The sequence below is a fragment of the Streptomyces sp. NPDC090798 genome (genome assembly GCF_044768965.1).
GTDB lineage: Bacteria > Actinomycetota > Actinomycetes > Streptomycetales > Streptomycetaceae > Streptomyces.
In genome coordinates this window covers 1-23,836 of the sequence record NZ_JBIVXA010000029.1, presented here as the reverse complement: position 1 = coordinate 23,836, position 23,836 = coordinate 1, and the positions used below count along the sequence as shown (strand labels likewise).

The window sequence follows — 23,836 nt, the reverse complement described above, 5'->3', positions numbered from 1 at the left end:
TGAACGGAGCGGAGCGGAACAGCCCGGCGGGGAAGCGTTCGCGGCGGCGGGGGAGATGTTCTGATGAGTGGCCTCTTCGACGACCTGGACCGGCTCGACCTGGACGCGCACGTGCGTCGTTGGTCGGCGGCGGGCACGGACGACGCCCAGGGGGACGTGAGCCAGTGGATGGCCGCGGCCCAGCAGTTCGCCGCCCGCATCCAGGCGGACCCGGCCGGGGTGACCGACGAGCAGTGGCGGGCGATCGCCGAGGCCTGGCCGGCCCTGTCGGCGGCCGCCGAGCGCGCGACCGGCACACAGCACAACGAATGGCTGTTGCGCGACCTGTGGCTCAGGTCCTGGCTGCTGGAGAAGGTGGGGCCGCGTGAGGACATCCCCTTGTTCGATCCCGGACCCGTGCTCGAACGAGCCCTGGACGCCATGCCGATGAGCCCGGAGGAGGCAGCCGCGCTCGCCCCGCGGTGGCGTGAGCTGGAGCGCTCGCAGATGCGGTCGCTCCGGATGATCCGGCAGCTGCTCGCGCCCCCGCGCGCCCTGGCCGCGCTCCTTGCGGATCACCCGCGGTGGAGCGAGTTCGAGGCGTATCTGCAGATGGCCGGCGAGCTGCCCTGACCGCCGCCGCCCGAATCGTCAGACACCGAGGGCGCCCCCTGTCGCAGGAGGCGCCCTCGGTGGCGTAGGGGCACGGGGGCCGCGGGTCAGGCGGTACGGCCGCTCTCGCCCAGGTGGTGCACCCGGACCATGTTGGTGGTGCCGGGGACGCCGGGGGGCGAGCCGGCGGTCATCACGACGATGTCGCCGTCGTTGAACCGCTTGAGCTTCTGGAGCTCGTGGTCGACGAGGTCGACCATCTCGTCGGTGCTCTTCACGAACGGCACGACGTGCGACTCGACGCCCCAGCTCAGCGCGAGCTGGTTGCGGGTGCCCTCGTCGGTGGTGAAGGCCAGGATCGGCTGGGCCGCGCGGTAGCGGGAGAGCCGGCGGGCGGTGTCACCGGACTTGGTGAAGGCGACCAGGCCCTTGCCGCCGAGGAAGTCGGCGATCTCGCAGGCGGCACGGGCGACCGAACCACCCTGCGTGCGCGGCTTCTTGCCGGGGACCAGAGGCTGCAGACCCTTGGAGAGGAGCTCTTCCTCCGCCGCCACGACGATCTTCGACATCGTCTTGACCGTCTCGATCGGGTACGCGCCCACGCTCGACTCGGCCGAGAGCATGACCGCGTCGGCGCCGTCGAGGATCGCGTTGGCGACGTCGGAGGCCTCGGCGCGGGTCGGGCGGGAGTTGGTGATCATCGACTCCATCATCTGGGTCGCGACGATCACCGGCTTGGCGTTGCGGCGGCACAGTTCCACGAGGCGCTTCTGCACCATCGGGACCTTCTCGAGCGGGTACTCGACGGCCAGGTCGCCACGGGCCACCATGACGGCGTCGAACGCCGCGACGACGGCCTCCATGTTCTCGACCGCCTGCGGCTTCTCGACCTTGGCGATGACGGGGACCCGGCGGCCCTCCTCGTCCATCACCTTGTGCACGTCGTTCACGTCGCCCGCGTCACGCACGAAGGACAGGGCGACCATGTCGCAGCCCATCCGCAGCGCGAAGCGCAGGTCCTCGACGTCCTTCTCGGACAGCGCCGGCACGTTCACGGCCGTGCCGGGCAGGTTGATGCCCTTGTGGTCCGAGATCACACCGCCCTCGATGACGACCGTCTTGACCCGGGTACCGTCGACCTCGACGACCTTCAGCTCGACGTTGCCGTCGTTGATGAGGATCGGGTCGCCCTTGGAGACGTCACCGGGCAGGCCCTTGTAGGTCGTGCCGCAGATGTGCTTGTCGCCGGGCACGTCCTCGGTGGTGATGGTGAACTCGTCACCGCGCACCAGCTCGACGGGTCCCTCGGCGAAGGTCTCCAGACGGATCTTCGGGCCCTGCAGGTCGGCGAGGACACCGATGGCCTTGCCGGTCTCGGCCGCGGCGGCCCGGACCCGGTCGTAGCGGCTCTGGTGCTCGGCCTGCGTGCCGTGGCTGAAGTTGAAGCGGGCCACGTTCATGCCGGCCTCGATCAGCGCGACGAGCTGCTCGTGGGAGTCGACCGCGGGGCCGAGAGTACAGACGATTTTCGAACGGCGCATAGGGCGATCCTATCGGTTTGTTTCGCTACGGAATATTCCGTCTGGCGGAAGATACAAAGGGGCGCGCTGCCGCTCAGGTGAGGTGGCGTGATGCCGCTCAGATGAGGTCGTGGGACGCGCCCACGAGTGCGTAGGTCTGCGTGGCGATCTCCAGTTCCTCGTCGGTCGGTACCACGGCGACCGCGACCCGTGCGCCCTCGGGGGAGACGAGTCTGGGCCCGTCCCCTCGAGCCGCGTTCAGGTCGGCGTCGACCGCCAGGCCGAGTTCCTCCAGGCCGGCCACCGCGGCCTCGCGCACCGGAGCGGCGTTCTCGCCCACGCCGGCGGTGAAGGCGATCGCGTCCACCCGGCCCAGTACCGCGTAGTAGGCGCCGATGTACTTCTTCAGGCGGTGGATGTAGATGTCGAAGGCGAGCCGTGCCTGCTCGTCACCCTCGTCGACACGGCGACGGATCTCCCGCATGTCGTTGTCGCCACACAGACCGATCAGGCCGCTCTTCTTGTTCAGCAAAGTGTCGATCTCGTCCGTGGACATCCCGCCAACACGCGTCAAATGGAAGATGACCGCGGGATCCACGTCGCCCGACCGCGTGCCCATGACCAGTCCCTCCAGCGGCGTGAGCCCCATGGAGGTGTCCACGCATCGGCCGCCCCGTACGGCGGAGGCGGACGCGCCGTTGCCGAGGTGCAGCACGATGACGTTCACGTCCTCGGGGGCCTTGCCCAGGAGCTCGGCCGTCGCCCGGGACACATACGCGTGCGAGGTGCCGTGGAAGCCGTAGCGCCGGATGCGGTACTCGTCGGCGGTCTTCACGTCGATCGCGTAGCGCGCCGCCGACTCCGGCATCGTCGTGTGGAAGGCGGTGTCGAAGACGGCGACCTGGGGCAGGTCGGGGCGCAACGCCTGGGCCGTACGGATACCGCTCAGGTTCGCCGGGTTGTGCAGCGGGGCGACCGGGATCAGCCGCTCGATCTCGGCGAGCACGGCCTCGTCTATGACCGTGGGCTCGGTGAAGTACTTCCCGCCGTGCACCACCCGGTGGCCGATCGCGGCCAGCTCGGGGGAGTCCAGGCCGAGGCCGTCCTTGGCCAGCTCCTCGGCGACGGCCTTGAGCGCGGCGGCGTGGTCGGCGATGGGGCCGGTCGTCTCGCGGCTCCCGCCCGTGGTGAGCGCCGTGTGCTTCAGCCGGGAGGTGCCCTCGCCGATCCGCTCGGCGAGACCCATGGCGAGACGGCTGCTGTCGCGCATGTCGAGCAGCTGGTACTTCACCGAGGAGGAGCCGGAGTTGAGGACGAGGACGCGGGTGGCGGTCACTGCGGGGGTGCCTTCTGGGTCGAGGATGGTGGTGGTCATGCCCTGCTCGAAGTCTGGGCCTGGATCGCCGTGATCACGACCGTGTTGACGATGTCCTGTACCAGCGCCCCGCGGGACAGGTCGTTGACGGGCTTGCGCAGGCCCTGCAGGACCGGGCCCACGGCGATCGCGCCGGCCGAGCGCTGTACGGCCTTGTAGGTGTTGTTGCCGGTGTTCAGATCGGGGAAGATCAGCACGGACGCCTGCCCGGCGACCTCCGAGTCCGGCAGCTTGGTCGCCGCGACGGTCGGCTCGACCGCGGCGTCGTACTGGATCGGCCCCTCGATCTTCAGGTCGTCGCGGCGCAGCCGCACCAGGTCGGTGGCCTCGCGCACCTTGTCGACGTCGGCGCCCGACCCGGACGTGCCCGTCGAGTACGACAGCATCGCGATCCGGGGCTCGACGCCGAACTGTTCGGCCGTGACGGCGGACTGGATGGCGATGTCGCAGAGCTGCTCGGCGTTCGGGTCGGGGTTCACGGCGCAGTCGCCGTAGACGAGGACCTTGTCGGCGAGGCACATGAAGAAGACGGACGAGACGATCTTGGTGTCCGGCTTGGTCTTGATGATCTCGAAGGCGGGCCGGATGGTCGCGGCGGTGGAGTGCACGGAGCCGGAGACCATGCCGTCGGCGAGCCCCTCCTGCACCATCAGCGTCCCGAAGTAGTTCACGTCGGCGACGACGTCGTAGGCCAGCTCGACACTGACGCCCTTGTGGGCGCGCAGAGCGGCGTACTTCTCGGCGAAGCGCTCGCGCAGCTCGGAGGTGACCGGGTCGATCAGCTGGCTGCCGCCCAGGTCGATGCCGAGGTCGGCGGCCTTCTTGCGGATCTGGTCGACCGGCCCGAGCAGCGTCAGGTCGCACACGCCCCGGCGCAGCAGCACCTCCGCGGCGTGCAGGACCCGGGCCTCGGTGCCCTCCGGGAGCACGACGCGGCGCTTGTCGGAGCGGGCCTGTTCGAGGAGCTTGTGCTCGAACATCATCGGGGTGAGGCGGTCACTGCTCGGCGCGGAGACGCGCCTGAGGAGGTCGCTGGTGTCGACGTACCGCTCGAAGAGGCCGAGGGCGGTCTCGGCCTTGCGGGGGGTGGCGGCGTTCAACTTCCCCTCCAGGGAGAAGAGTTCGGCCGCGGTGGGGAAGGAGTTCCCGGCCACCGAGATCACCGGGGTGCCGGGGGCGAGGCGGGCGGCGAGGGTGAGGACCTCGTCGCTGGGCCGCTCGTTCAGGGTGAGGAGCACGCCGGCTATGGGCGGGGTGCCGGCGCTGTGCGCGGCGAGCGAGCCGATGACCAGGTCGGCGCGGTCGCCCGGGGTGACGACGAGGCATCCCGGGGTCAGGGCGTTCAGGAAGTTCGGCAGCATGGCGCCGCCGAAGACGAAGTCGAGCGCGTCCCGGGCGAGGCCCGCGTCGTCGCCGAGGAGCACCTTGCCGTTGAGGGCGTGGGTGATCTGCGCGACGGTGGGCGCGGAGAGGGCGGGCTCGTCGGGCAGCACGTAACAGGGGATGGGCAGCCGGTGGTCGATCCGCTCGCTGATTTCGGCGCGGTCGGCCGGCGCCACCCGGTTCACGACCATGGCGAGGACGTCGCAGCCCAGACCGTCGTACGCGCGGTAGGCGTTGCGCGTCTCGGCGCGCACGGACTCGGCGGTCTGCCCGCGTCCGCCGACCACGGGGATCACGGAGGCGCCGAACTCGTTCGCGAGCCGCGCGTTCAGCGCCAGCTCGTCCGGGAACTGGGTGTCGGCGAAGTCGGTGCCCAGGACGAGGACGACGTCGTAGTCGCGGGCGACGAGGTGGAACCGGTCGACGAGGCTGGAGACCAGCTCGTCCGCGCCCTGCTCGGCCTGGAGCGTGGACGCCTCGTGGTAGTCCATGCCGTACACGCTCGCCGGGTCCTGGGTCAGCCGGTAGCGGGCGCGCAGCAGCTCGAAGAGCCGGTCCGGGCCGTCGTGGACGAGCGGACGGAAGACGCCCACCCGGTCGACCTGGCGAGTCAGGAGCTCCATGACCCCCAGCTCGACGACCTGGCGGCCGTCGCCGCGGTCGATCCCGGTCACGTAGACGCTGCGGGTCACGCGTGCTCTCCATCCGTTACGGCGCTGGGTGGTTTCGGGGCTCGGAAAAATGGCCCACTGGGGTGAGCGGAACCCTCTTGACAATACCTCTGAGGGTAGCTAAGGCGCCCGCCAGGACAAACGTCCTGGTGGGGAGGACGGAATCGTCGGTGCCCTTCGTCTCATGAAACAATCGGACCGGCTCACACGTACCAGCAGCGAGCAGGAGACACAGCACGATGCGTATCGGAGTTCTCACCGCAGGCGGCGACTGCCCGGGCCTGAACGCCGTGATCCGGTCGGTCGTGCACCGAGCGGTCACCAATTTCGGGGACGAGGTCATCGGCTTCGAGGACGGCTACGCGGGCTTGCTCGACGGCCGCTACCGCACCCTCGACCTCAACGCGGTCAGCGGCATCCTGGCCCGTGGCGGCACGATTCTCGGCTCCTCGCGACTTCAGCGCGACCGGCTCCGCGAGGCCTGCGAGAACGCGCAGGACATGGCTCGCGAGTTCGGCATCGACGTGCTGATCCCGATCGGCGGCGAGGGCACGCTGACGGCCGCCCGGATGCTGTCGGACGCGGGGCTTCCGGTGGTCGGTGTCCCGAAGACGATCGACAACGACATCTCGTCGACGGACCGGACCTTCGGATTCGACACCGCGGTGGGTGTGGCCACGGAGGCCATGGACCGCCTCAAGACCACCGCCGAGTCCCACCAGCGCGTGATGGTCGTCGAGGTCATGGGCCGGCACGCGGGCTGGATCGCCCTGGAGTCCGGCATGGCGGCCGGCGCCCACGGCATCTGCCTGCCCGAGCGCCCCTTCGACCCGTCCGACGTGATGGCGATGGTCGAGGAGCGCTTCGCCCGCGGCAAGAAGTTCGCGGTCATCTGCGTCGCCGAGGGCGCCCACCCCGTCGAGGGCACCATGGACTACGGCCACGGCGCCATCGACCAGTTCGGCCACGAGCGCTTCCAGGGCATCGGTACGGCGCTGGCGTACGAGCTGGAGCGGCGCCTCGGCAAGGAGGCCAAGCCGGTCATCCTCGGCCATGTACAGCGGGGCGGCACCCCGACCGCGTACGACCGGGTGCTCGCCACGCGGTTCGGGTGGCACGCGGTGGAGGCGGCGCACCGGGGTGACTTCGGGCGGATGACGGCACTGCGGGGGACGGATGTGCTGATGGTGCCGCTGGCGGAGGCGGTCACGGAGCTGAAGACGGTGCCGAAGGACCGGATGGACGAGGCGGAGTCGGTGTTCTAGGTCGTACGGGTTCGCGTCGTACGGCCTCGCTCGTACGGGCTCGCGTCGTACGGGCCTGGGTCCTGCGAGCCCGCGTCGAGCGGGCTCAGTACGTATTTCTCTGGACCATCGCCCAGAAGTGATCGACGATCCGGTCGAGGAAGTCGCGGCCGGAGTCGTCGGCGTCGGCGGCGGCCGCTCCGCCGTTCCAGCTGAGCGTGACGACCATCTGCCCCTGGTACTCCGTGTGCATCTTCTGGAGGGCATCCTCCAGGAGGCGCCGGTCCAGCGGGATCATCTTCCCGACCGGACGGACGTACGCCTGCCATCGCGTCGTCACCGCGCTGCGCAGCAGCTCGGCCAGCTTGCCGTCGCGACCCGTGACGGTGATGAAGTCCCGCAGCGACAGTTCGAGGGTGTCGGCGAGGGCGACCGACTGCCGGTCGGTGCCGCGCCACTCGTCGGCCTCCTCCATCCGCTGGTAGGCGAGGAGTTCGAGGCCGACGGTGCGGGCGATGTCCTCCTGGGCCAGTCCGCGTGACACGCGGTGCTCGCGCAACGTCCGTGGCGCGCCGATGAGTTCACCCGGCGAGCACCACAACACGCCCGCGAGCGCGGTGAGTTCGGGCCCACTGGGGGTGGTCGTCCCTCTCTCCCAGGCCGCGACGAGATCGGGGGTGACGTACGGCAGCCCGTACGAGGCTCGCATTCCGTACGCGACGTGCTCGGGGCCCATGCCGAGAGCAGCCCGCAGTCTGCGGGCTGCCGGAGCGTTGAAGGGCGGGGTGGGCTGATGGGCCTGCGGTCGCTGCACGCGCACAAAATATGGGGCCGGGGCGGTGGTGACTACGGTCTGTTCGGCCACAATCACGGATCGTACGAACATACGGTTATGCCCCCGCCGCCTCTTCCCGTCCGATCCTCCCAGGGCTCCGGGGCGGGACTTTTGGTCCATGGGTGGACGACAACGGGAACGTCGCCATCGGCAGTGGACGGCAGGGGCCATGCCCCGATGATGAGAAAGCATGGCCCGACAGGCTCTGACCGCGTGACGGCTCTTATCCCTTGACCGCGCCGCCCAACGCGAACCCCCCGCCCAGCCGCCTTGCCACCAGTACGTACAGCAGGATCACCGGCGTCGAGTAGATGACCGAGAACGCGGCCAGCTGCCCGTAGACCACCGTCCCCCGATTCCCGAAGAAGTCGTTGATGCTCACGGACGCCGGCATCTGGTCCGGTGTCAGCAGGAGCATGAACGGGACGAAGAAGTTCCCCCACATCATCACGAACGAGAAGACCGTCACCACCGCCACCCCCGGCCCCATCAGCGGCAGCACGATCCGTACCAGGGACTGGAGCGACGACGCACCGTCCGTCCACGCCGCCTCCTCCAGTTCCTTCGGTACGCCGTCCATGAAGTTCTTCATCAGCCAGATGGCGAAGGGGAGTTGCGACGCGGCGAAGAAGAAGATGGTGCCCTGCACGGTGTCGATGAGGTTCACCCGTACGAACAACGCGTACACCGGGACCATGATCGCCGTGATCGGCAGGCACGTCGCGAAGAGGATCGTCAGGAGGAAGGGGCGGTTCAGGCGCGAGCGGAACCGCGACAGCGGATACGCGGCCAGCGCCGCGCACACCACCGTGAGCAGCGTCCCGCCCCCGCACAGGATCAGGCTGTTGAGCAGCGGTGTGTAGGTGATGTCCGGTTTCAGGACCGCGTCGAAGTTGTCCAGCGTGAGACCGTCCGGGACCCGCACCCTGAGGCCCGCGTGCGGGTCGAGGGCGGACAGGACCACCCAGGCGAGCGGGAGGACGAAGGCGGCGGCCACCACCAGCAGGCCCGCGTCGGCGGCCAGCCGGCGGCCGGTGCGGCGGGACCTCAGTGTCGTACGGACCGGCATGTCACACCTCCGTCCGCAGCAGCCGCATGTACAGCAGCGAGAACAGCGAGCCGACCACCAGCAGGAGCAGCGCCACCGCGGTGCCGTATCCGATCATGCTCTTCTGGAAGGCCTGCTCGTACATGAAGAGCGGCAGTGTCTGGCTCCTGTTCCCCGGGCCGCCCCTCGTCATCACCCAGATCAGCCCGAACACCGACAGCGTCTGAAGGGTGTTGAGCATCAGGTTCGTGCCGATCGAGCGGCGGATCATCGGCAGCGTGATGTGCCACATACGGCGCCAGCCACCCGCCCCGTCCACCTCCGCCGCCTCGGTGATCTCCTTCGGTATCTCGTTCAGGGCCGCCGAGTACACCAGCATGGAGAAGGCCGTCCCCCGCCAGACGTTCGCGAACGACACCGCCAGGATCGGCAGCGTGAACAGCCAGTTCTGGGTGGGGAGGTGGAGCCAGTCCAGGATCGCGTTCAGCGTGCCTTCCCGTCGGAAGAACGCGTACAGCAGGAACCCCGCCACCACCTCCGGCAGCACCCACGCCGTGATCACGATCCCGCCCACGACCGTCCGCACCGGCTTCGACGCCCGCTGCATCAGCGAAGCCAGCGCCAGGCCCAGCGTGTTCTGGCCGACCAGTGACGACAGGACCGTGAACACCAGCGTCAGCCAGACCGCGTTCAGGAACGCGTCGTCCTTGAACGCCGCCCGGAAGTTGTCGAAGCCGACGAAGGACGAGTGCGCCTGGCCGGTGAGCTGGAGGTCGGTGAAGGCGATGTACGCGCAGTACGCGATCGGGCCCGCCAGGAAGAGGAGCAGGAGGGCGACGGCGGGGGTGACGGGCAGGGCGCGGGTCAGGGTACGGCGCAGCCTCACTTCCTGATCACCTGGTTGTCGGTGGCCGTCTTCAGCTCCTCGTCGTACCCGCTCGCCGCCTTGTCGACCGAGCTGTCACCCGTCGTCACGCCCTCCATGGCCTCCTGGATGGCCGTCGAGACCTTGGGATAGGCCGGGTACGCGGGGCGGTAGTGCGTGCTCGCGACCAGGTCCGTGAAGAACTTGATGCCGGGCTGCGCCTTCACGTATCCGGGGTCGGAGGCCACGTCCTTGCGCACCGCGATGCCGGAGTTGGCGATGTACCACTTCCGCGCGTTCGCCTTGGTCTGCATCGTCTCGATGAACTTGAAGGCGAGGTCCGGGTTGGAGGCCTTGGCGGGGATCGACCAGGTCCAGCCGCCGGACATGCTCACCTTGCCGGGGGCCTGGCCGGTCTGCGTCGGCATGTACGCGAGGCCGAGTTTCCGTGACCACTCGGGCCACTCGTGCCCCGCGCCCTTCAGCCAGTCCTGCGGGAGCCAGCTGCCGTCCAGGTTGATGCCGAGCTTGCCCTTGGGCATGAGTTCGCCGCGGACGTTCGTGGGGAAGTTCGGGTCCAGGGCGTCCGAGACATCGGGGCCCAGCTTCTCCTTGTAGACCGTGTGCACGAAGCTGAGCGCGTCCTTGAAGGCCCGACTGCCCGCGATCCACTTCTTCGACGCCGTGTCGTACAGGGGGTCCGACGTTCCGTCACCCGTCCCGTACAGCAGCATCTCGAAGCCCTGCATGGTGGCCGCCTCGCCCGCCGGCTTGCCCGTGTAGACGTTGAGCGGGGTGACGCCGGGGACCTTCGCCTTGATGGTGCGTGCGGCGGCCAGCACCTCGTCCCACGTCTTCGGCTGCCAGTCGGCGGGCAGGCCCGCCTTCTTGAAGATGCCCTTGTCGAACCAGAGGCCCCGGGTGTCCGTGCCGTCCGGGACGCCGTACGTCTTCCCGTCCTGCGCCTTCGCGGCCGACTGCGCCGTGTCGATGAACTGGTTCCAGTCCGGCCACTTGTCGAGGTAGGGGTCGAGGGGCTTCAAGTACCCGCTCGTGATGTCCGAGTTGATGAGGAAGGTGTCCTCGTAGACCAGGTCGGGGGCCGTCTTGGGGGATCTCAGCATCTGCTGGAGCTTGGTGTAGTACTCGGAGTCCGGGGCCTTGATCGGGACGAGTTCGACCTTCTTGCCGGGGTTGGCCTTCTCGAACTCCTTCTTCATCTCTCCCAGGTAGGTGTCCATGACGCGGATCGAGTTGTCCGTGGACTGCTTGAAGGAGACCTTCACGGTGTCCGGGTCGCTTCCGGAGCCCGATCCGCACGCGCTGAGCGCGGTCGCGGTGAGCAGAGTGGCGAGGAGAAGAGGAGCGGCGGTGGGGCGCACGGGCACGACCTCCTACTGGCCGACGTCATTGGTGGCCGAGTTGTCTGCCCGGTGAACGTAAGAGCGTGGACTAGTCCACGTCAATGACCTTGCAGCGGCTCGTGACCTTGCGGCCGCTCACGGAGACGGGGCCGCGTGTGATGTCCCGGTGGGACATAAGTCTCACCGGGTCTCATGTCCCACCGGGGCATCGGCCCTGTTCGTCGACGACGCCCGGCACCCCGGGTGAACGGCCGCGCCGTGATCCTGCCGGACGGCTGACGCCCCGCGCGATCAGCCCTTGACCCACCGGTACTGCAACTCCGGCCGCCCCACCTGCCCGTACTGCGGAGCCCGCGCCGCCCGTCCCGCGTCCACCAGGTGCTCCAGATAGCGCCGGGCCGTGATCCGGGAGATGCCGACCGACTCCGCGACCCCGGCCGCCGTCAGGCCCTCGGCGCTGTCCCGCAGCACCCGGGTGACCCGCTCCAGCGTCGGCGCGCTGAGGCCCTTGGGGAGTGCGGCCGGGCCCGGGGCGCGCAGGGTGGCCAGGGCGCGGTCCACCTCGTCCTGGCCGCTCGCCTCGCCCACCGCCGCGTGGAACTCGGCGTACCGGACGAGGCGGTCGCGCAGGGTGGCGAAGGTGAAGGGCTTCAGGACGTACTGGACGACCCCGAGAGAGACCCCTTCCCTTACGACCGCGAGGTCCCGCGCGGACGTCACCGCGATCACGTCCGCGTGATAGCCGGCGGCGCGCAGGGAGCGGGCGAGCTGCAGTCCGTGCACGTCCGGCAGGTGCAGGTCGAGCAGCAGCAGGTCCACCGGCGTACGGTCCAGCGCACGCCGCGCCTCCGCGCCCGTGTGCGCCTTGCCGACCGCCGTGAAGCCGGGCACCCGGCCCACGTACATGACGTGCGCGTCGGCGGCGACCGGGTCGTCCTCGACGACGAGTACGCGGATGGGGTCGGCGGTCATACGTCGCCTCCAGGCAGGGCGTGCTGGGCGGACTCGGGCTCGGCGGCGGCCCCTTCGGTGGTGGCCCCTTCGGCGGTGGCCGGGGCCGGTTCCTCGGCGGCTCCCGGCACGGGTCCGGCAGGGGCGCACGGGGCAACCGTAGGCAACGGCAGCCGCGCCTCGAACTCCGCCCCGCCCCCGCGCGCCTGCGCCACCGTCAGCGTGCCGTCGTGACGGCTCACGGCCTGGCGTACGAGGGCCAGCCCGAGGCCCCGGCCGCCGGGCCCCGCCGGTTTGGTGGACCAGCCGCGCTGGAAGACCGCCTCCGCGTGGGCGGGGTCGACTCCCGCGCCCGTGTCGGCGACCCGCAGGACCAGGCCGGAGTCGTCCGTGAAGGCCGTGACGGTCACCCGTGCCCCCACCGTCCCCTGCGCCGCGTCCATCGCGTTGTCGATCAGATTGCCCAGCACGGTGACCAGGTCACGGGCCGGCAGGCCGGTCTGGAGCAGCCCGTCGTCGATACCGCTCTCCTCCGACACCACCAGCTCCACGCCCCGCTCGTTCGCCTGGGCCGCCTTGCCCAGCAGCAGGGCGGCGAGGACCGGCTCGCTGACCGCCGAGATCACCTCGTCGGTGAGCGTCTGGGCGAGTTCGAGCTCGGCGGTGGCGAACTCGACGGCCTCCTCGGCGCGCCCCAGCTCGATCAGCGAGACCACCGTGTGCAGCCGGTTCGCGGCCTCGTGCGCCTGTGAGCGCAGCGCCTGGGTGAAGCCGCGCTCGGAGTCCAACTCGCCCATCAGGGACTGGAGTTCGGTCACATCGCGCAGGGTGACCACCGTGCCGCGCCGCTCGCCGCCGGACACCGGGGAGGTGTTCACGACCAGCACGCGGGACGCTGTCAGATGCACCTCGTCCACCCGCGGCTCCGCCGACAGCAGGGCGCCGGTGAGCGGTGCGGGCAGCCCGAGCTCGGCCACGGAGTGTCCGACGACCTCGTCCGTCACCCCCAGCAGCTCCCGCCCGCCGTCGTTCATCAGCGCCACCCTGTACTGCCCGTCCAGCATCAGCAGCCCCTCGCGCACGGCGTGCAGCGCGGCCTGGTGGTAGTCGTGCATCCGGCTCAGCTCGGCCGCGTTCATGCCGTGCGTGGAGAGGCGCAGCCGGGCGTTGATGACGTACGTGCCGATGCCGCCGAGCGCGAGCGCGCTGCCCGCGGCGCCGACGAGGGCGGTCACCTGGTCCTGCACGCGCTGGGTGATCGCCTCGACCTTGATGCCCGCGCTGACCAGGCCGACGATGTGGCCGTTGTCCAGGACCGGGGTGACGGCGCGGACGGACGCCCCGAGGCTGCCCGTGTACGTCTCCGTGAAGGACTTGCCGTGCAGGGCGGGCCCGATGTGCCCGAGGAAGTGCTTGCCTATCAGCGTCTCGTCGGGGTGGGTCCAGCGGATGCCCCGCGGGTTCATGATCGTCACGAAGTCCACGCCGGTGTCCCGCTGTACCTGAAGCGCGTACGGCTGGAGATCCCGGGTGGGGTTCGTGGTGCGGATGGCATCGCGGACGGAGGGCGCGTCGGCGATCGAACGGGCCACGGCCATGGCCTGGCGGCCCGCCGCGTCCTCGGCCTGGCTGCGGTCGCTGACGTAACTGAACAGCGCGTAACCGGCGACGAGCACCGCGATGAGCACGGCCTGCATGGCGAAGAGCTGGCCGGCCAGGCTGCGGGGTCGCGGGACGTGGGGGAAGCGCATGTCGTTCAGTCTGCCTCTCCTTATAAATATGAACTAAATGAACGGAAGGGTGACCGCCCTCACAGGGCGGGAGATAGTCACCGCATCCCCCGGAGTGAGCCGCACCCCGGGATCCCCCCGAGTGAGCCGCACCCCGGGACCCCCCGGAGCGGGCCGCACACCGGGTTCCGCCGGACGTGAGCCGCACGCCGGATGATGCCGATGACGTCGTCAAGGAGGGCAGCCGTGGCCAGCACCCAAACGGCACCTGCCGCACCCGCCGCCAAGCGGGACCGCACCCACTATCTGTACATCGCGGTGATCATCGCGGTTGTGCTCGGCATCGCCGTCGGGTTCGCCGCACCGGACTTCGCCAAGGAGCTCAAGCCGATCGGCACGGGCTTCGTGAACCTGATCAAGATGATGATCTCCCCGATCATCTTCTGCACGATCGTGCTCGGCGTCGGCTCGGTACGCAAGGCCGCCAAGGTCGGCAAGGTCGGCGGTCTCGCGCTCGGCTACTTCATCTGTATGTCCTTCGTGGCGCTGGCCATCGGCCTGGTCGTCGGCAACATCATCCACCCGGGCAGCGGGATGCACCTGACCGAGGCCGTGAAGGGCGTCGGGCACACGCAGGCCCAGGCCGCCGCCGAGGGCCCCGTCGACTTCATCCTCGGGATCATCCCGACCACCTTCGTCTCGGCCTTCACCGAGGGCCAGGTGCTCCAGACCCTGCTGATCGCCCTCCTCGTGGGCTTCGCGCTGCAGGCCATGGGCCGTGCCGGGCAGCCGGTGCTCAAGGGTGTCGAGCACATCCAGAAGCTGGTCTTCCGCATCCTCGGGATGATCATGTGGGCCGCGCCCGTCGGTGCCTTCGGCGCCATGGCGGCCGTCATCGGTGAGACCGGCATGGACGCGCTGAAGGCGCTGGGCACGATCATGCTCGGCTTCTACATCACCTGTGCGCTCTTCATCGTCATCGTGCTCGGCACGCTGACGAAGCTCGTCGCCAAGGTCAGCCTCTTCCAGCTGCTGAAGTACCTCGGCCGGGAGTTCCTGCTGATCGTCTCCACCTCGTCGTCCGAGTCCGCGCTGCCGCGGCTCATCGCCAAGATGGAGCACCTGGGCGTCAGCCGCCCGGTTGTCGGCATCACCGTGCCGACCGGCTACTCCTTCAACCTCGACGGCACGATGATCTACCTGACCATGGCCTCGCTGTTCATCGCCGACGCGATGGACCAGCCGATGAGCGTCGGCCAGCAGATCGGCCTGCTGCTCTTCATGATGGTCGCCTCGAAGGGCGCGGCGGGTGTCTCCGGCTCCGGTATCGCCGTCCTGGCCAGTGGTCTGCAGTCGCACAAGCCCGCGCTGGTGGACGGTGTCGGTCTGATCATCGGTATCGACCGGTTCATGAGCGAGGCGCGTGCGGTCACCAACTTCGCGGGGAACGCCGTCGCCACGCTGCTCATCGGTACGTGGACCGGTGAGGTCGACAAGGAGCGGGTGAACCGGGTTCTCGCCGGGGAGCTGCCGTTCGACGAGAAGACTCTGCTGGACAACGACGAGGACGACGCCTCGGACGTCGCCGCGGAGGTGCCCGAACGGGGCGGCGAGAAGGAGCTGGCGAAGGCGTGAACGCTCCGCTGGAAGAGGGGCTGCGGGTCGTTCGCAGGCCGCGCGTGGATCGTGGCTTGTCGCGCCCACGCGGCGGAGTCGCAAGATGACACCGCCTCGCGCCCCTGACGGGGCGCCCCGCTTACGGGGCTCATAAGCCCCCCCAAGCCGCCGGGCGGCCAGGTTCTCCCCCCGTAGACCTGGCCGCTCGGTGTTCTGCGAAGAAGTTCTTTTGCCGAAGAAGATCGAAGAAGAACCCCGACAGCTCAATCGCTCAGCTTGGTCACCAGTTCGGTGGCTCTGGAGGCGGGTACGCCCGCCGTGGTCAGCATGGTGATCGCGGCGGAGCGGCCCGCCTCTTCCGGTGCCAGCAGGCCGTCGTTCACCGCCTCCATGAGGGCGAACAGCATCTGCTCGTGTACGTACGCCAGTGCGGGCGCCGGTAGCGCGGACTCGAACACGCCCTGGTCGAGGCCGCGCCGCAGGAGCTCCGCGCAGGCCTCGCGCACCGGGGTGAGCCGCTCGCGGATGCCCTGCACCGTGATGCTGCGCTGGGCGAGCGCGACCAGCAGCCGGTAGCGGTCGGCGACCTCCCAGATCGCGAGCGTCGAGCGGATCAGTGATTCCGCGGGATCCTGGCCGCTCTCCCGGCCCGCCGCGTGCGCCGCGGCCACCGCCTCCACCGCGCCGTCGGTCAACGTGCTGATCAGCACCTCGCGGCTCGGGAAGTGCCCGTACACCGTGCGCCGTACGACGCCCGCGGCCCGTGCGATCTGGTCCATGGACGCGTCGGGGTCGCGCAGCAGCTCGGCGAGCGCGACGTCGAGGATGCGGCGGCGGTTCGCATCCGCGCGGCTGGCACTACCCGTGGTCATGGCTGCCATTGTGCACGCCCCCGGATCCGCGCGAGGTGATCACTCGCGCCCTCCACAAGGGCTCCACCTCCCCTATTTGCACAGCGCTGTGCATCGACGTACATTGCACATGGTTGAGCAATTGCGCATCAGTGTGCAAGAGGATCGAGAGAGAGGGCGACCGTAGTCATGCGTCTCGTCATGAACGAACCGGTCGAGGGGATGGACCGGCCCTACGCCCGGCGCTGGTGGGCGCTGCTGGTGCTCTGCCTGAGCCTGCTGATCATCGTGATGGCGAACACCGCCCTCACGGTCGCCGCCCCCGACATGACCCAGGACCTGGGCCTGTCCAGCGCGGACCTGCAGTGGGTCATCGACGGCTACACCGTCCCGTACGCCGCGCTGATGCTGCTGCTCGGCGCGATCGGCGACAAGTACAGCCGGCGCGGCGCGCTCATCCTGGGGCTCGTCGTCTTCGGCGGGGGCGCGGTCGCGGGCTCACTCGTCGACAGCTCCACCGGGGTCATCGCGGCCCGTGCCGTGATGGGCGTCGGCGCCGCCCTGATCATGCCCGCGACGCTCTCCCTGCTCGCCGCGACCTTCCCGCGCGAGGAGCGGGCGAAGGCGATCACCCTGTGGACCGCCACCGCCGGACTCGCCATCGCGGCCGGGCCGCTGGTCGCCGGTGCCCTGCTGGAGCACCACGGCTGGTCGTCCACGTTCCTGATCAACGTGCCCGTCGCCGCGCTCGCGATCGTCGGCGCCCTCGTCCTCGTACCGCCGTCCAGGGCCGCGCACCACCACCGCATCGACCACGTCGGCGGTCTGCTGTCCGTGGTCTGGATCGGCTCGCTGGTCTACATGATCATCGAGGGGCCGCACTTCGGATGGGGCGTCAAGGCCGTGACCGCCGCGGTCGTCGCGGGTGCCGGCCTCGTGGCCTTCGTGGTGTGGGAACTGCGCCACCCGCGCCCGGTCGTCGACGTACGCCGCTTCGCCCACCGCCGGTTCGCCGGCTCCAACCTCGCCGTCGCCCTCTTCTTCCTGGCCGTCTTCGGCGCCTTCTACTACCTCACCCAGCACCTCCAGTTCGTCCTCGGCTACGACGCGCTGGACACCGGGGTGCGGATGCTGCCGCTCGCCGGGGCCGTGTTCGTCGGCTCGGCGCTCACCGGCTACCTCACCCCGCGCATCGGCATGAAGATCACGGTGACCGCGGGCATGGTCGGCGGCACCGCGGCACTCGCGCTGCTCACCCGGGTCGACGCGGCATCCTCGTACGGCGATCTCGTGCTGCCCCTCACCATCCTGGGCCTCGCGATCGGGCTCGCGCTCTCGCCCTGCACGGACGCCATCATGGGCGCGTTCCCCGAGGCCGAACTCGGTGTCGGCGGCGCCGTCAACGACACCTCGCTGGAGCTCGGCGGCTCGCTCGGCATCGCGATCCTCGGTTCCGTGCTGGCGAGTTCGTACTCCTCGCACCTCTCGGACGCCACCGCGGGCAGCAAGCTCCCGGCGGGCACCCTGTCCACGGCACAGGACTCGGTCGGCGCGGGCTACGCGGTCGCCCAGGGCATCGGTGACAAGGCCCGGCAGCTCGGTGAGCAGGCCGCGCGGGCGGGGCACGCCGGGAACACCGAGAAGGCCGCGCAGCTGAAGACGCAGGCCGACCAACTCGCCCACGGGGCACAGCGGATGGCGGACGCCGTCGGTTCGTCCTTCTCGGACGCGGTGGCGCACACCAGCCTGATCGGCGCGGTGATCCTGGGAGTGGGGACCGTGCTGGTCGCCGTCCTGCTGCCCCGGAGGGGCGGCGCGCACCCGGGGGAGGCCCCGGAGCGGGTGGCGGAGGGACAACCGGAGCTCACCGGCGCGACGACGCGCTGAGCGTACCCTCACCCGCCTCGGAACCGTGACCCTCGGGCCGCCGTCTCGTAGAACATGCACTACCGTGCCGTGCCGGACTGACCAGCACGGCGCGGCATGTTCTGCGGAGGACACGGAGTATGAAGATCGACTGGGACCGGCGGACGTGCGCGCGCAAAGGCCATGTGACGTACGCGCCCGACGAGCCGGAACTGCGCCGGCGGCTGCGCGCCGAGACGAGCCTCGGCGAGGCCTGGCGCTGTCTGCGCTGCGGCGACTTCGTGCTGGCCGAACCACATGGCTCGGGCCCCGCGCAGGAAGCTCCCCTGGTGCCGCGCGGCAAGGTGCTGCGCGATCTGTTCATCCTGCGCTTCCTGGCGATCGAACGGGCCGTGCGCGGGGTGTTCATCGTGCTGGTCGCGGCCGCGGTGTGGAAGTTCAGCAACAGCCAGGACTCGGTGCGCCGGCTCTTCGACGAGAACCTCGACGTCTTCCGGCCGGTCTTCAGGCACTTCCACTACGACCTCGACCACTCGCCGGTCGTCGGCACCATCCAGAAGTCCTTCGGCTACAAGCACTCCACGCTGGCCCTGGTGGCCGCGCTGCTGCTGGCGTACGCGCTGATCGAACTCGTCGAGGCGGGCGGCCTCTGGTACGCCAAGCGCTGGGCGGAGTATCTGACGGTGGTCGCCACCGCCGCCTTCCTGCCCCTGGAGATCTACGAACTCACCGAACACGTCAGCTACTTGAAGATCGCCACCCTGGTCCTCAACATCCTCGCCGTCCTCTACATCGCCCTCGCCAAACGCCTCTTCGGGCTGCGCGGCGGGCGCAAGGCGTTCGAGGAGGAGCGGCACAGCGCGTCGCTGCTGGAGGTCGAGGAGTCGGCGGGCGTGTCCGCGCACGCCTGACACCCCCGCACCACACGGCGCCGGCGAGGATCGCCTACAGGCGGTCGCAGCCCAGGGTCTCGGACACCGCGCGTGGCAGCCACGCCCGTGCGTCGCCGAAGGCGAACCCGAGCCGGCCGGCCCGGGAGTTGTCCATGCCGTAGGAACGGCTGAAGGAGAAGGGGGAGACCTCGCCCACCTCGACGGGCCGCAGGAGGGTCTTGCCGTCCGGGAGGCGCGCGGCGATCGCCTCGCACAGCTCCTCGGTGGTCAGCGGCCCGTGGGAGGCCGCGTTGACCGGGCCCGCGAAGTCCTCGCCCGCCGCCCAGAACAGGAAGTCGGCGATCTCCTCGACGTGGATGTACGTCGCCGGGCGGTTCACGGGCGGTACGGCGATCGGCTCGCCCGTGCGGATGCGCTCCGCGTAGTGCTGGAGGCGGCCGGTGAAGTCGTCGTCCCCGCCCAGGACGTGAGCCACCCGGACGGCCGTGTACGGGAACGCGGGGTCGGCCGCGAACACCGCCTCGGCCTGGCGCTTGCCCTCCCCGTAGTGGCCCTCGAGGAACTCCGACTCGCCCCAGGGGAGTTCGAGGTCGATGGAGACCGTACGGGGATCCACGGCGTCCTCCCTGACGAGATCCGCCGAGTCCTCGTACTCGTACACCTCGACGGTGGAGGTCATGACGTACCGCCGGGTGCGTCCCGCGAAGACCCGTCGGGCGATCTCCGCCTGCCGCGGTGTGTAGCAGACCTGGTCGACCACGGCATCGAAGGTGCGTGAACCCAGCGCCTTCTCCAGGGAATTCCCGTCATTGCGGTCCGCGACGAGATGGACCGCCCCGGCGGGCGGTGCGGAGGAACCGCGATTGATGACGGTGACATGGTCTCCGGCGTCCAGCAACCGGGCGATCAGCCGCTTTCCGAAATAGCGGTTTCCGCCAATGACACCTATCTCGCGCACGGCGTTCCTCCCCCTCGCACTTCCCACACCCACCGGGCTTCTGTGGTCATAATTCTCCCGGCGTACGCGCCACGTCTGAAGGGGGAGACATGGGAGATCCGGCCGCCGCACCGAAGGAACCACGGCAACCGCGCGCCGCCGCCAGGGAAACGTCGGTGGCCTTCGACGAGGTGGACCGGCAGATCCTGGAACTGCTGCAGAGCGACGGCCGGATCAGGCTCAGCGAGCTGGGCCGGCGCGTCCGGCTGAGCCCGGCGGCGGTCGCCGAACGCGTGCGCCGGCTGGAGTCCACGGGAGCCGTCACCGGCTACGGCGCCCAGGTCTCACCGCCCCTCCTCGGCTACGGCATCCAGGCCTTCGTCCGCGTCAACCCGCACGGCGGGTACACCCTGCGCCACCCCAGGACCCTGGAGCTGATCTCCCGCCCGGAGATCACCGAGGTCCACCACGTCGTCGGCGAGGACTGCTGGATCCTCAAGGTCGCCGTGGCGGACACACTCCACCTGGAGGACGTCCTGGAACAGACCTCCGCGCTGGGGCGCACGACGACCTCGATCGTCCTGTCCTCACCGGTGCCGCGAAAGCCACTGCTGCCCTTGCGTTGACGTCGGCGTCAAGGAATACCGTCGGGGCATGCGAATCGGCGAGCTGGCGGCGCGGGCCGGGACCACCACGCGGACTCTTCGGTACTACGAGTCGCGGGGGCTGCTGCCCGCGCGGCGGGGCGAGAACGGGTACCGGACGTACGACGAGCACGACCTGCGGCTGCTGCGGCAGATCAGGACGCTGCAGGACTTCGGGTTCGACCTGGAGGAGACCCGGCCCTTCGTGGAGTGTCTGCGGGCGGGACACCCGGAGGGCGACTCCTGCCCGGCCTCGCTCGCGGTCTACCGGCGCAAGCTGGGCGAGCTGGACGCGCTGATCGACGAGCTGCGGGTCGTACGGGCCGAGGTCGGCGCGCAGCTGGCGCGGGCCGAGCGGGCGCGTGACGAGCTGGCGGCCGAGGCGGAGGTTCCGGGCGGCCCGGAACCCGTATGCGAACTGGAAGGGCGGACACGGTGATCAAGGTGGCAGGCGTGGCTTCGGTGACGGACGCGGACTTCGAGACGGAGGTGATCGGCGCCGAGCTCCCGGTACTGGTGGAGTTCACGGCCGACTGGTGCCCGCCGTGCCGGCAGATGGGGCCGGTGCTCAGCGCCCTGGCGGCCGAGGAGGGCGAGCGGCTCAAGGTGGTCCAGCTGGACGTGGACACCAACCCGCTGACGACGAACGCCTACCGGGTGCTGTCGATGCCCACGTTCATGGTGTTCCGCGGGGGCGAGCCGGTGAAGTCGATGGTGGGCGCCCGGCCGAAGCGCCGGCTGCTGGAGGAGCTGTCCGACGTGCTCTGACCGCCGGACGTGCGCTGACCTCGCCGATATACAGGAGAACCACAAGAAATCCCCCGAGCAATTGCGCTCGGGGGATTTCTTTGCGTATATTGAATGATTCGCGACTTCAGAAGAATTAGGTCGCGAAGAAGTTCACTGGGCACAGTATATCCGGCCGGGAGCGGAATTGTCAAACAGGGGCGCAAACGCAGAGGGCACCACAGGATTTCCCGACGATGAATTGCAGCACGAGCAGGAATTCATCGACGGGTTGTACGCACGCGTGGACGCGCTGCGGGGCGACACCGAGGCCTCCGTCGGCGACGCGCTCGCGCAGGGCAACACACCCATGCAGGCCAGGCTCGAACGGGACGTGCTCGTCGCCGAGCGCTCGGGCCTGCTCGCCGCGCTGAACGCCGTGGACGGCTCGCTCTGCTTCGGCCGCATCGACCTCACCTCCGGCGTCACCCATCACATCGGCCGTATCGGCATCCGCGCCGACGACACCGAGCACACACCCATCCTCATCGACTGGCGGGCCCCGGTCGCCCGCCCCTTCTACCTCGCCACCGGCCACACGCCGATGGACCTGCGCCGCCGCCGGCACATCACCACCGACGGCCGCCGGGTGACCGACCTGCACGACGAGATCCTCGACCTCGGCGACCACGAGCGCACCGGCCACGAGGACCCGACCGGCGACGCCGTACTGCTGGCGGCGCTGAACTCGGCGCGCACCGGCCGCATGAGCGACATCGTGCAGACCATCCAGGCCGAACAGGACCGGATCATCCGCGCCCCGCACAAGGGCGTGCTGGTCGTCGAGGGCGGCCCCGGCACCGGAAAGACGGCCGTGGCGCTGCACAGGGCCGCGTACCTGTTGTACGAGTACCGGGAACTGCTGGCGAAGCGCGCCGTCCTGATCGTCGGACCGAACCCCGCCTTCCTGGGTTACATCGGTGAGGTACTGCCCTCGCTCGGCGAGACGGGGGTGCTGCTCGCGACCGTCGGCGAACTGTTCCCCGGCGTCAGGGCGACCGCCGCCGACGACCCGCGGGCCGCCGCGGTGAAGGGCCGCGCCGACATGGCCGAGGTGCTCGCCGCCGTGGTCCAGGGCCGCCAGGCGCTGCCCGACCCGGTCATCGCGATCGAGCACGACCGGGACATCCTGATGCTCGACGCCGGGCTCGTCCAGGTCGCCCGCGAGCGCACCCGCGAGGCGAAGCTGCCGCACAACGTGGCCCGCGAGTACTTCGAGGGCCACATCCTCAACACGCTCACCGACATGCTGGCCGAGCGCATCGGCACCGACCCCTTCGACGGTTCGAACCTGCTCGACCCGAGCGACATCACCCAGATCCGCGACGACCTCGCCGAGAACCCCGAGGTCTGGTCGGCCATCGACCAGCTGTGGCCGCGGCTGACCCCGCAGAGCCTGGTCGCCGACTTCCTCGCGGACCCCGAGGGATACGTCCCGGACGAGGACGCGGCCGCGATCCGCCGCCCGGTCACCGGGGCCTGGACCACCGCCGACGTCCCCCTCCTCGACGAGGCCGCCGAACTGCTCGGCGAGGACGACCGCGTGGCCCGCGCCCTCGCCGACCAGGAGCGCCGCGCCCAGGTGGCGTACGCGCAGGGCGTGCTGGACGTGTCCTACGCCTCCCGTACCTACGAGTTCGAGGACAAGGACGAGGAGGACTCCGAGATCCTGTCCGCGCACAACATCATCGACGCCGAGCGGATGGCCCAGCGGCACGAGGAGGAGGACCACCGCAGCGCCGCCGAACGCGCGGCGGCCGACCGGACCTGGGCGTTCGGCCACATCATCGTCGACGAGGCGCAGGAGCTCTCGCCGATGGCCTGGCGCCTGCTGATGCGGCGCAGCCCGACCCGCTCGATGACCCTGGTCGGCGACCCCGCGCAGACCGCGGAGGCGGCCGGAGTGGGATCCTGGTCGGAGATCCTCGCCCCCTATGTCGAGGACCGCTGGGAGCACAAGCGCCTGGCCGTCAACTACCGCACCCCGTCCGAGATCATGGACGTGGCGGCGGGCGTACTGCGCGCGCGGCACCCGGACTTCGAGCCGCCGCGGTCGGTGCGTTCGACGGGCGTACGGCCGTGGGCGCGTGCCGCCGGGGACGACCTGCCCGGCACCGTCGCGAAGGCCGTCGCCGAACTGACCCCCGCCGAGGGACGGCTCGCGGTGATCGCGCCCCGCGACCTGCACACCTCGCTCGCGGCCCGGCTGGAGGACGTGACGGCGGGGGAGGAGCCCGACCTGACCCGGACGGTCGTGCTCCTCGACCCCCGCCAGGCCAAGGGGCTGGAATTCGACTCCGTCCTCGTGGTCGAACCGGCGCGGTACGGCACGAGCGACCTGTACGTGGCGCTGACGCGGGCGACGCAGGCGCTCGGGATCGTGTACGAGGGTGAACTGCCCGAGGCGCTGCGGGCGGCGACGGTCTGACCACCGGGCGGGGCGAGGCGCTCACCGTCCTCGCCCCGCCCCTCGCGTCAGGCGGGGCGCAGCCAGATCGTGGCCAGGGGAGGCAGGGTCAGGCGAAGGCTGGTGGGGTGGGCGTGGGCGGCGTGGGACTCGGGTTTGACGGGGTGGGGGTTGTGGACGTCGCTGCCGCCGTAGCGGGCGGCGTCGGTGTTGAGGACTTCGTGCCAGGCGGGGATGGACTCGGGGATGCCGAGGCGG

At 70.0% G+C, this 23,836-nt stretch carries 21 protein-coding genes; 9 read left to right on the top strand and 12 right to left on the bottom strand.

Going from position 1 to position 23,836, the window contains the following annotated elements; translation table 11 throughout:
• Positions 1-63: 63 nt before the first annotated feature.
• On the top strand, positions 64-612 hold the full coding sequence (locus ACIQTP_RS40695) for a hypothetical protein (protein WP_403409606.1): 549 nt from the start codon (positions 64-66) through the stop codon (positions 610-612).
• Between the two features lie 86 nt (positions 613-698).
• On the opposite strand, the gene pyk is transcribed toward ACIQTP_RS40695, so the two are convergent.
• The 3 genes from pyk to pta all read right to left on the bottom strand — a co-directional run bounded on the left by pyk (position 699) and on the right by pta (position 5,561).
• A complete protein-coding gene (gene pyk, locus ACIQTP_RS40690) occupies positions 699-2,132 on the bottom strand; it encodes a pyruvate kinase (RefSeq protein WP_403409604.1) in 1,434 nt (477 codons plus the stop codon).
• A gap of 97 nt (positions 2,133-2,229) precedes the next feature.
• Entirely contained in the window at positions 2,230-3,447 is a 1,218-nt protein-coding gene (locus tag ACIQTP_RS40685; RefSeq protein WP_403409819.1) for an acetate kinase, read from the bottom strand.
• Between the two features lie 35 nt (positions 3,448-3,482).
• Positions 3,483-5,561: a phosphate acetyltransferase gene (gene pta, locus ACIQTP_RS40680; protein ID WP_403409601.1), complete on the bottom strand. Its 2,079-nt coding sequence runs from the start codon at positions 5,559-5,561 to the stop codon at positions 3,483-3,485.
• 218 nt (positions 5,562-5,779) lie between these two features.
• Here pta and ACIQTP_RS40675 point away from each other — a divergent pair, with 218 nt between their 5' ends.
• Positions 5,780-6,805, top strand: coding sequence for an ATP-dependent 6-phosphofructokinase (locus ACIQTP_RS40675; RefSeq protein ID WP_054233176.1), 1,026 nt, complete (start codon positions 5,780-5,782; stop codon positions 6,803-6,805).
• A gap of 85 nt (positions 6,806-6,890) precedes the next feature.
• Here the strand turns inward: ACIQTP_RS40675 and ACIQTP_RS40670 are convergent, their stop codons facing one another.
• The 6 genes from ACIQTP_RS40670 to ACIQTP_RS40645 form a co-directional block, all read right to left on the bottom strand.
• Entirely contained in the window at positions 6,891-7,520 is a 630-nt protein-coding gene (locus tag ACIQTP_RS40670) for an XRE family transcriptional regulator (protein ID WP_403409816.1), read from the bottom strand.
• A gap of 322 nt (positions 7,521-7,842) precedes the next feature.
• Complete coding sequence (locus ACIQTP_RS40665) at positions 7,843-8,688, bottom strand: carbohydrate ABC transporter permease (RefSeq protein WP_351431716.1); 846 nt, start codon at positions 8,686-8,688, stop codon at positions 7,843-7,845.
• Position 8,689: 1 nt separating this feature from the next.
• The gene (locus ACIQTP_RS40660; RefSeq protein ID WP_403409596.1) at positions 8,690-9,553 is read right to left on the bottom strand and encodes a carbohydrate ABC transporter permease; all 864 of its coding nucleotides are present in this window, start codon (positions 9,551-9,553) and stop codon (positions 8,690-8,692) included.
• Complete coding sequence (locus ACIQTP_RS40655; RefSeq protein ID WP_403409594.1) at positions 9,550-10,920, bottom strand: extracellular solute-binding protein; 1,371 nt, start codon at positions 10,918-10,920, stop codon at positions 9,550-9,552. Before ACIQTP_RS40655 ends, ACIQTP_RS40660 begins: the two co-directional genes overlap by 4 nt.
• Before the next feature lie 267 nt (positions 10,921-11,187).
• A complete protein-coding gene (locus ACIQTP_RS40650) occupies positions 11,188-11,868 on the bottom strand; it encodes a response regulator (RefSeq protein ID WP_402035930.1) in 681 nt (226 codons plus the stop codon).
• The gene (locus ACIQTP_RS40645) at positions 11,865-13,598 is read right to left on the bottom strand and encodes an ATP-binding protein (protein ID WP_403409591.1); all 1,734 of its coding nucleotides are present in this window, start codon (positions 13,596-13,598) and stop codon (positions 11,865-11,867) included. Before ACIQTP_RS40645 ends, ACIQTP_RS40650 begins: the two co-directional genes overlap by 4 nt.
• A gap of 192 nt (positions 13,599-13,790) precedes the next feature.
• On the opposite strand from ACIQTP_RS40645, the gene ACIQTP_RS40640 reads away from it, so the two are divergent.
• Positions 13,791-15,212: a cation:dicarboxylate symporter family transporter gene (locus ACIQTP_RS40640; protein ID WP_403409588.1), complete on the top strand. Its 1,422-nt coding sequence runs from the start codon at positions 13,791-13,793 to the stop codon at positions 15,210-15,212.
• A gap of 245 nt (positions 15,213-15,457) precedes the next feature.
• Here the strand turns inward: ACIQTP_RS40640 and ACIQTP_RS40635 are convergent, their stop codons facing one another.
• Complete coding sequence (locus ACIQTP_RS40635; RefSeq protein WP_402035936.1) at positions 15,458-16,075, bottom strand: TetR/AcrR family transcriptional regulator; 618 nt, start codon at positions 16,073-16,075, stop codon at positions 15,458-15,460.
• Positions 16,076-16,234: 159 nt separating this feature from the next.
• On the opposite strand from ACIQTP_RS40635, the gene ACIQTP_RS40630 reads away from it, so the two are divergent.
• Positions 16,235-17,932, top strand: coding sequence for an MFS transporter (locus tag ACIQTP_RS40630; protein WP_403409585.1), 1,698 nt, complete (start codon positions 16,235-16,237; stop codon positions 17,930-17,932).
• 119 nt (positions 17,933-18,051) lie between these two features.
• Positions 18,052-18,822, top strand: coding sequence for a DUF2127 domain-containing protein (locus ACIQTP_RS40625; protein WP_402035942.1), 771 nt, complete (start codon positions 18,052-18,054; stop codon positions 18,820-18,822).
• A gap of 34 nt (positions 18,823-18,856) precedes the next feature.
• Here ACIQTP_RS40625 and ACIQTP_RS40620 read toward each other — a convergent pair whose 3' ends face one another.
• Complete coding sequence (locus tag ACIQTP_RS40620; protein ID WP_403409582.1) at positions 18,857-19,762, bottom strand: NAD-dependent epimerase/dehydratase family protein; 906 nt, start codon at positions 19,760-19,762, stop codon at positions 18,857-18,859.
• 89 nt (positions 19,763-19,851) lie between these two features.
• On the opposite strand from ACIQTP_RS40620, the gene ACIQTP_RS40615 reads away from it, so the two are divergent.
• The 4 genes from ACIQTP_RS40615 (at position 19,852) to ACIQTP_RS40600 (ending at position 23,599) form a co-directional block, all read left to right on the top strand.
• On the top strand, positions 19,852-20,367 hold the full coding sequence (locus ACIQTP_RS40615) for an Lrp/AsnC family transcriptional regulator (RefSeq protein ID WP_403409579.1): 516 nt from the start codon (positions 19,852-19,854) through the stop codon (positions 20,365-20,367).
• A 28-nt stretch (positions 20,368-20,395) separates the two neighbouring features.
• On the top strand, positions 20,396-20,824 hold the full coding sequence (locus tag ACIQTP_RS40610; protein ID WP_402035948.1) for a MerR family transcriptional regulator: 429 nt from the start codon (positions 20,396-20,398) through the stop codon (positions 20,822-20,824).
• 14 nt (positions 20,825-20,838) lie between these two features.
• Positions 20,839-21,153 carry a co-chaperone YbbN gene (locus ACIQTP_RS40605; protein ID WP_095857766.1) on the top strand — a complete coding sequence of 105 codons (315 nt, stop codon included), beginning with the start codon at positions 20,839-20,841 and terminating at the stop codon, positions 21,151-21,153.
• Positions 21,154-21,319: 166 nt separating this feature from the next.
• On the top strand, positions 21,320-23,599 hold the full coding sequence (locus ACIQTP_RS40600; RefSeq protein WP_403409575.1) for a HelD family protein: 2,280 nt from the start codon (positions 21,320-21,322) through the stop codon (positions 23,597-23,599).
• A 47-nt stretch (positions 23,600-23,646) separates the two neighbouring features.
• On the opposite strand, the gene ACIQTP_RS40595 is transcribed toward ACIQTP_RS40600, so the two are convergent.
• The coding region (locus ACIQTP_RS40595) for an alpha amylase C-terminal domain-containing protein (RefSeq protein ID WP_403409572.1) at positions 23,647-23,836 on the bottom strand (190 nt) is incomplete at its 5' end.

Coding starts and splice junctions, on each gene's coding strand:
- ACIQTP_RS40695 (WP_403409606.1), top strand. CDS start 64: ATGAGTGGCCTCTTCGACGACCTGGACCGGCTCGACCTGGACGCGCAC.
- pyk (WP_403409604.1), bottom strand. CDS start 2,132: ATGCGCCGTTCGAAAATCGTCTGTACTCTCGGCCCCGCGGTCGACTCC.
- ACIQTP_RS40675 (WP_054233176.1), top strand. CDS start 5,780: ATGCGTATCGGAGTTCTCACCGCAGGCGGCGACTGCCCGGGCCTGAAC.
- ACIQTP_RS40670 (WP_403409816.1), bottom strand. CDS start 7,520: ATGGGCCCCGAGCACGTCGCGTACGGAATGCGAGCCTCGTACGGGCTG.
- ACIQTP_RS40665 (WP_351431716.1), bottom strand. CDS start 8,688: ATGCCGGTCCGTACGACACTGAGGTCCCGCCGCACCGGCCGCCGGCTG.
- ACIQTP_RS40650 (WP_402035930.1), bottom strand. CDS start 11,868: ATGACCGCCGACCCCATCCGCGTACTCGTCGTCGAGGACGACCCGGTC.
- ACIQTP_RS40645 (WP_403409591.1), bottom strand. CDS start 13,598: ATGCGCTTCCCCCACGTCCCGCGACCCCGCAGCCTGGCCGGCCAGCTC.
- ACIQTP_RS40640 (WP_403409588.1), top strand. CDS start 13,791: ATGATGCCGATGACGTCGTCAAGGAGGGCAGCCGTGGCCAGCACCCAA.
- ACIQTP_RS40635 (WP_402035936.1), bottom strand. CDS start 16,075: ATGGCAGCCATGACCACGGGTAGTGCCAGCCGCGCGGATGCGAACCGC.
- ACIQTP_RS40630 (WP_403409585.1), top strand. CDS start 16,235: ATGCGTCTCGTCATGAACGAACCGGTCGAGGGGATGGACCGGCCCTAC.
- ACIQTP_RS40625 (WP_402035942.1), top strand. CDS start 18,052: ATGAAGATCGACTGGGACCGGCGGACGTGCGCGCGCAAAGGCCATGTG.
- ACIQTP_RS40615 (WP_403409579.1), top strand. CDS start 19,852: ATGGGAGATCCGGCCGCCGCACCGAAGGAACCACGGCAACCGCGCGCC.
- ACIQTP_RS40610 (WP_402035948.1), top strand. CDS start 20,396: ATGCGAATCGGCGAGCTGGCGGCGCGGGCCGGGACCACCACGCGGACT.